This is a genomic window from Brevibacterium sp. AGC70 (genome assembly GCF_057334195.1).
In genome coordinates this window covers 581,030-587,856 of the sequence record NZ_JBHFIH010000014.1, presented here as the reverse complement: position 1 = coordinate 587,856, position 6,827 = coordinate 581,030, and the positions used below count along the sequence as shown (strand labels likewise).

Here is a 6,827-nt window from a genome sequence, read left to right as displayed (position 1 = left end):
CTGCAGAACTCAGGCCCTCCTTGCTGCACGTTCTCGCTGTGGTGGGACCACCTCGGCGAGAGCGGCGACGAACGTCATCGGCGAACCGAATCAGAAGTCGAAGAACTCAACCGAGAGCTTATCTCCGTTGATCTTCACGCTGCCGGAGACCGACAGGGTGTTGCCATTGGAGAAGTACGAGGAACCGGCCTTCTGGCCCTGCACAGTGAAGTCGAATTTGCCCGGCTTCTTGGTGAAGAACGAACCGGTGTTCGTGTCACCTGAACCGAAGCTCGCCTCAACCTCTGGCATGTCCTTCATGTCCCACTCGGCGGTGTTCTTCTTCGCCAGATCGGCCAGCTTCTTATCCGAGCCGCCGACAGGGATCTCGGTCGGATCGAACTTGATGAACTTGCACTTGGGCTTGATGTCCTTGTTGTCGAAGCACTTCTTGAGCTCCTTCTCGACCTGCTTCTGAACTTCCTTCTGGAAAGCACCAGTGGGTGCGAGATCAAGATTGAGCGTCGTCGGAGCCACCTCTTCATTGTTCGGCTTATCACCCGGAGCGAAGGCCTGCGGGAAATTCACCGCTGCAGTGTCTTTGGCTTCACCGACCCATTTGCTCTTGGGGATCGAGAAATCATAGCTGCCCGGGTAGACGGCGAATGAGGTGGTGCCCGCCTTCGCCTTGTAGTCGTTGCCATTGACGCTGAGGCCATCAGAGGCAGGGACGTCGAGCGCGATGACGTTGAGCGCAGGCCCGGTCAGCGACCACTTGTCGAAGAAGAGATCCTGCTTGCCGTCCCTCTTCGCCTTCAGCTCGACGTTGTATTTGGAACCGTCGAGATCGTAGGAGACGACGACTGTGCCCTTGTCACCATCGACCTTAGAAGACTCGACCTTTGCATTCTCGACCTTCGCCGAGGACGCGTCGGTGAAATCCTTGGACAGGAGGTCCAGATTCGTTCCCTCCGGACGAGGCGAGGGCGCGATCTTCTCAGCAGCAGCGAAGTCACCCTTGCTCAGAGCCGATACATAGTCCTCGGCAACCTTGTCGGGGCCATAGTTGTTCTTATTGACCGTGTTGACGACGAGGAACCCGACGAGGACGAGAACGATGACGAGCGCCACGGAACCCAGAGCGATGAAGAGAGGCATCCTGCTCTTCTTCTCAGAGTTGGCGTCGGCACGCGTAGCGGTGGCTGCAGAGCCGGCGAATCCAGGAGCTGGCGCCGGCTGTGGAATCGCCTGGGACTGGCCGGGGCCCGAACCCGTCCGCTGTCCATTCGGACCCGAACCAGTCTGGTAATGGCCGGATGGACCCGGCTGAGCCGACTGACCCGGCTGAGCCGACTGACCTGGCTGAGCCGACTGATCTGGCTGGCCGGACTGATAGGACGAATTCTGTGCCGAGCCCGACTGGTACGGACCGCCTGGGTAGGGTGCGCCGCTCTGGTGCTGACCGCCCTGGTACTGGCCGGGCTGCTGCTGTCCGCCGGGCTGCTGTCCGCCGTTGTAGTTCGGAGCCTGATTCGAGCTGGCCTTCTGCACCTCGGGGCGCGGCGGCTGGGGCTGTTCGGGCCCGGTGGGCTGGTTGCTGTTGGGCTGAGAGTTTGCAGCGAATGGAGGAGCCTGGTCGTCGCGGTAGGACGGAGCCTGTTCGGGACCGCGGGCGGGCGCCTGCGAGCCGGAGCTGCCTGTGTCCACCGAATCACCAGTGCTGTTGTCCGCCGACGTCTCCGAACCCGATCCCGTTCTGTTGTTCTCGGGTGGGTTCTTGGGAGGTGGCGGGAAATTCGGTTCGTCGTTCCCGTTGCTCATCGTTGGCTGCATCCTTCTTGTCTACAAGCGTGTCCTGGCGCAATTGTACTTCCCACTGCAGAGAATCGCGCGGTCAATACCAGGAAGAGGGCGCCGTGTCAGCGAAAATGGTGGAGATGCACACTTCTCCTCACCCTCGGACCCATCGCCATCCAGTTCTGTTGGGACTGCTGGAGGCACTGCGAATCGACCTCATCGTCGTTCCCGCGGCTTTCGTCATCGCCACCGTCTTCTGGATCATCGGCCTCGGCTCACAGTTGCCGTATTCGATCATCTCGGAGTGGGCGTTCGCCCTGTGGGGCGTCGTCCACGGACTGAGCGTGTCGACGATGGGCTTCGACTTCTCTCTGGCGCCGAGCCTGGTCACGTTGGGCGTGTGGTTCTTCTTCGCCACCGGTGCCAAGCGGCTGGTCGCGCGCTTCACAGAAGCAGATCCCGATGACGCCGATGGCCTGGACACATCCTGGTGGAAGCAGGTCCTTCTCGCGGTGGCGACCTACGCCGTCGCCTATGCCGTGCCTCTGAGCGCATTGGCTCTTGTGGTGGGGGAGGGGACGCTGGCACCATGGGGCTTCTTCCGCCTTGCCCTCATGCTGCTGTCCGCCTCGGCGGCCGGCTTCCTGTGGGTCCGCGGTGTCGACGACATCCCACGGTTGCAGGATCTCGACAGCGAGGTGTGGGACTCAGGGTCCCGTCTGGTCAAGAGACTGCTCTGGGGAGCAGCATTCCTCTCGGTCCTCGTCATCGCCGTCGGCATCGTGCTGAGGTGGGACGAATTGACCCAATCGCTGCAGGGTTACAGCTCCCCGCTGTCTGCCGGTGTGGGTCTGCTGGTCATTCAGATTCTCTTTGCTCCGGGAATCCTCTTCGCCTCATTGTCCTGGATCGCAGGCACAGGCGTGAGCGTGGGAGACGGGGCCCTGAGCTCGGTGTTCCATACTGCGGCAGGACCCGTTCCGCACGTTCCGGTGCTCCAGCTGCTCGTCGGCGACTATCCAGAGTGGACGAACGCGGCGCCGGTGCTGCTCGTACTGCTCGGAATCCTCAGCGTCATCCTCGGGCGAGATCATGCCCGCCTGGTGATGCTGGCTTCATGGCCCGGTCTGGCCACTGCGGCAGTCAAGCTCTTCGTCGTGCTCCAGGTCCTTGCGATCTTCGCTCAAGGTGCCATGGGGCCCGTGGGCCTCTCGAGGTTCGGACCCTCGCCACTGACATCTGCGGTGGTCATCACCGCATGGGTGGTGCTGGGGATGGCCGGGGGTCTGTTCCTGACCAGGCTCTCGGATATGCAGGCCGGAGCCAGGGCCGCCGATGAGGAAGACGGCATCGACGACGAGCCCTTCGGTCACATCGCCGATGAACGAAGCGCCGACTATTCAGACGAAGACTGAGCTCAGACGAAGTACTGAGTCGGGCGCGAGGACTGGCGGCGAAGACCGGCATCGGTCCAAACGGGGAGAGCTGAGCCGGATGACCGAGGATCCGGTCAGCGGAGGCCTCAGTTCGTTCCGGGCAGTTCCTGGCCGGTCAGCTGCTTGAACCAATCGCCGAGGCCGGTCTGATATTCCGTCGTGCAGGAGAGCTGGGCCTGCTGCGTGATGGCATCGCGCACGCACTCCTCATACTTCGACTGGACTGGCCAGAGGACAACGGACGACAGCGTCGAGAAGATGAGGTAGAGGCTGAGCAGGCCGCCCAGAATGCCCAGGGACATGTTGCGCTTCTGCTTCGTCCTGACCACGGCGATGATGTAGCGGATTGACCACACGATGGCCGCAATGGCGAATGCAATCGCCGCGACCTTGAACGGAAGCGGATACGTGAACGTCAGGACGGAGGCGAGGATCAACAGGATCAGGACCAGGCCGTGTCGAGCGGGCGCGGCCTGCTTCTCCTCTTCGGGAGTGGGCGCGCTTTTCTCTTCAGTATTGTTTGGTGACGTCACAGCAATAGTTTGTCACAGTCCACTGACAAAAGCCTTGGCGGAGGTCAGCATCCGCATTCTTGAGGCCCGCGACCGACAGCAGATGATTCAAACGTTAGAATGGGTCCGTGCGCATCGTTCTTCTGGCATCCGGCTCGGGTACCCTCACGCAGGCAGTCATCGACGCATTCGCCGAATCGGAGCATGGAGTCGAGATCGTCGGGGTCGGTTCCGACTCACAGACGGCCGGTGTGGTCGACCGGGCGAAAGCCCACTCGATCCCCACTTTCGTCGTGCGACCCAAGGACTGCGCAAGTCGTGAGGACTGGAACATCCAATTGCGCGACGCCGTCGCGGACCTGTCGCCCGATTGGGTGATCTCCGCAGGATTCATGCGGATCCTCGGCCCGGATTTCATTGCGGCCTTTCACAACCGGATCATCAACACACATCCGGCTCTGCTGCCAGCATTCCCCGGCGCCCACGGAGTCCGTGATGCGCTTGCCCACGGTGTGCGCATCACAGGAGGCACCATCCACCTCGTCGACTCCGGGGTCGATACGGGCCCGATCATCACCCAGTTCGCGGTTCCCGTCGGCGACGAGGACACAGAAGACACGGTGCACGAACGCATCAAAATCCAGGAGAGAGCCGAGCTCGTCCGTCTCCTGACCCACCTCGCCCACAACGACCTCGTCATCGATGGGCGGCATGTCAGCGGATATGCCACCTCGGCGTCCCCAGCCTGACCCACGCACCAACCGCACGAAACGGCAATCGAGCCTTCAAGGAGGACTTGTGACAGGAACCCGCGCGATCAAGAGAGCGCTCGTCAGCGTCTACGACAAATCGGGATTGGAGGACCTGGCCCGCGGACTGCAAGCCGCCGGTGTGCAGATCGTGTCCACCGGTTCGACAGCAGCGAAGATCGCCGAGGCGGGCGCTGCGGTCACGAAGGTCGAAGAGCTGACAGGATTCCCCGAATGCCTGGAAGGCCGGGTAAAGACACTGCACCCGCGAGTCCACGCCGGCATCCTCGCCGATTCGCGCAAGCCGGATCACATGAGCCAGCTCGAAGAGCTCGAGATCGAGCCCTTCGACCTCGTCATCGTCAACCTCTACCCCTTCGCTGAAACAGTGGCCAGTGGAGCCGGCTTCGACGACTGTGTGGAGCAGATCGACATCGGTGGTCCCTCCATGGTGCGGGCAGCGGCGAAGAACCACCCGAGTGTCTCCGTCATCACTGATCCCAGCGACTACCCTGCTGTCATCGAAGCGGCACAGGGACAGGGCTTCGATCTCGACGCCAGGCGAGGCTTCGCCGCCCGCGCCTTCGCCCACACTGCTGCCTATGACACGGCCGTTGCTTCCTGGTTCGCATCCGAACTCACTTCCGGTGCACAGCAGGCTGAAGCCGAAGATGCAGCCTCGGCCACGGGCAAGCCCGCCTTCGCTGGTGTGACTGGGGAGAAGCTGAGAGACCTGCGCTACGGCGAGAACCCTCATCAGGCAGCGGCAGTGTATTCCGATGGCACCCGTGGAATCGCCGGTGCGAAGCTGCTGGGCGGCAAGGCGATGTCCTACAACAATTACACGGACACCGATGCTGCGATCCGCGCGGCGTTCGACTTCGACCGTCCGGCAGTGGCGATCATCAAACACGCCAACCCCTGCGGAATCGCCGTGGCTGATACTGCGGCCGCCGCACATAAGGCAGCCCACGAATGCGACTCTCTGTCCGCCTACGGCGGTGTCATTGCGACCAACCGGGAGGTCGACGCCGAGCTGGCTGCCTCGATCAAGCCGATCTTCACCGAGTGTCTGGCCGCACCTTCCTTCTCTGCCGAAGCACTGGAGCTGCTGTCGAGCAAGAAGAACCTGCGCCTGCTCGAACTCGGCGACGTCGACTTCGCACCTGCGGAGATCAAGCCGATCACCGGCGGGTTCCTCGTCCAAGACCGGGATGCGTTCCAGGCCGACGGTGATGCTTCGGAGAACTGGACCCTGGCCGCAGGCGCAGCCGCGACCGCCGAGGTTCTGGCCGATCTGGAATTCGCCTGGAAGGCCTGCCGTGCAGTGAAGTCCAACGCCATTCTCGTGGCCAAGGACGGCGCGTCCGTGGGCGTGGGCATGGGCCAGGTCAACCGAGTCGACTCGGCGAAGCTGGCTGTCGAACGTGCAGGGGAGGAGAGGGCCACCGGCGCCGTGGCCGCCTCGGATGCCTTCTTCCCCTTCGCCGACGGTATGCAGATCCTCATCGACGCCGGTATCAGTGCGATTGTGCAGCCGGGTGGCTCGATCCGCGATGATGAGGTCGTCGAAGCGGCCGAGAAGGCGGGGATAACCATGTACCTGACCGGGAGTCGCCATTTCTTCCACTGAGAAGACGAGGGCCCACCCACCACGCCATGCCAGGCGTGGGCGAGGCCCGATCGCCAAGCGCTGGATCTATTGGAAACGGCGCTACTCGAACCCCGTACTCCGCGACTGGGCTCTCCTGGGCTGTCTGCTGGGCATCTTGATTGCGGCCGCATGCACCATCATCGACTTCCGTCTCGGCGCGATCGTCATGGCCGTCGTGCCGGCTGGGCTGGCGACGATGCGTGCGATGCCCCCGCCCTGGGACGAAGTCTGGACCAATCGATCGAAGAGCGTCGACATCGGAACGGGCCTGTTCTTCGCCCTGGTTCTCGTGGCGTTGGCCTTCATCGTTCCGGAGTCACGCTGACGCTACCGAGAGTCGAAATACCGTTACTTTGTGCATTCCCTGAGAAACCCGAAAGTTCGGTTACACCAGAGCCGAATAAGTGGCAGGGTGAGTGGTGTAAGAAGGTTCGAAAGAACCTTTTCCATTGAAGGGAGACAGTATGGGACTCGACGATCTGACAAACAAAGCCAAGGACGCCATGAATAGCGACAAGGGTGAAGAATTCAGCGATCAGGGTCTTGACAAGGCTACTGACTTCGCCAATGACAAGACCGGCGGCAAGTTCGAAGACCAGATTAACCAGGGTCGCGACGGAGTCGACGGAAAACTTGGCAACGACTGACTTTTAAATCCATCGCCGCGTCTGGCATGGAGAAGCGGGGGGGGGGGGGGGTG

At 62.0% G+C, this 6,827-nt stretch carries 7 protein-coding genes; 5 read left to right on the top strand and 2 right to left on the bottom strand.

Annotation, left to right across the window (positions count from 1 at the left end; all coding sequences use genetic code 11):
* Positions 1-90 precede the first annotated feature (90 nt).
* Positions 91-1,800: a hypothetical protein gene (locus ACE03M_RS12875; protein ID WP_485934290.1), complete on the bottom strand. Its 1,710-nt coding sequence runs from the start codon at positions 1,798-1,800 to the stop codon at positions 91-93.
* Positions 1,801-1,916: 116 nt separating this feature from the next.
* Here ACE03M_RS12875 and ACE03M_RS12870 point away from each other — a divergent pair, with 116 nt between their 5' ends.
* Entirely contained in the window at positions 1,917-3,191 is a 1,275-nt protein-coding gene (locus ACE03M_RS12870; protein WP_485934289.1) for a cell division protein PerM, read from the top strand.
* A 107-nt stretch (positions 3,192-3,298) separates the two neighbouring features.
* Here the strand turns inward: ACE03M_RS12870 and ACE03M_RS12865 are convergent, their stop codons facing one another.
* Entirely contained in the window at positions 3,299-3,745 is a 447-nt protein-coding gene (locus tag ACE03M_RS12865; RefSeq protein ID WP_143921029.1) for a hypothetical protein, read from the bottom strand.
* Between the two features lie 107 nt (positions 3,746-3,852).
* Here ACE03M_RS12865 and purN point away from each other — a divergent pair, with 107 nt between their 5' ends.
* The 4 genes from purN to ACE03M_RS12845 all read left to right on the top strand — a co-directional run bounded on the left by purN (position 3,853) and on the right by ACE03M_RS12845 (position 6,774).
* On the top strand, positions 3,853-4,473 hold the full coding sequence (purN, locus tag ACE03M_RS12860) for a phosphoribosylglycinamide formyltransferase (protein ID WP_143921030.1): 621 nt from the start codon (positions 3,853-3,855) through the stop codon (positions 4,471-4,473).
* 49 nt (positions 4,474-4,522) lie between these two features.
* On the top strand, positions 4,523-6,106 hold the full coding sequence (purH, locus tag ACE03M_RS12855) for a bifunctional phosphoribosylaminoimidazolecarboxamide formyltransferase/IMP cyclohydrolase (RefSeq protein ID WP_143921031.1): 1,584 nt from the start codon (positions 4,523-4,525) through the stop codon (positions 6,104-6,106).
* A 136-nt stretch (positions 6,107-6,242) separates the two neighbouring features.
* On the top strand, positions 6,243-6,452 hold the full coding sequence (locus tag ACE03M_RS12850; RefSeq protein ID WP_260847936.1) for a hypothetical protein: 210 nt from the start codon (positions 6,243-6,245) through the stop codon (positions 6,450-6,452).
* Positions 6,453-6,591: 139 nt separating this feature from the next.
* Positions 6,592-6,774 (top strand): antitoxin, encoded by a 183-nt coding sequence (locus ACE03M_RS12845; RefSeq protein ID WP_143921033.1) that lies wholly within the window; start codon positions 6,592-6,594, stop codon positions 6,772-6,774.
* The last annotated feature ends 53 nt before the right edge of the window (positions 6,775-6,827 follow it).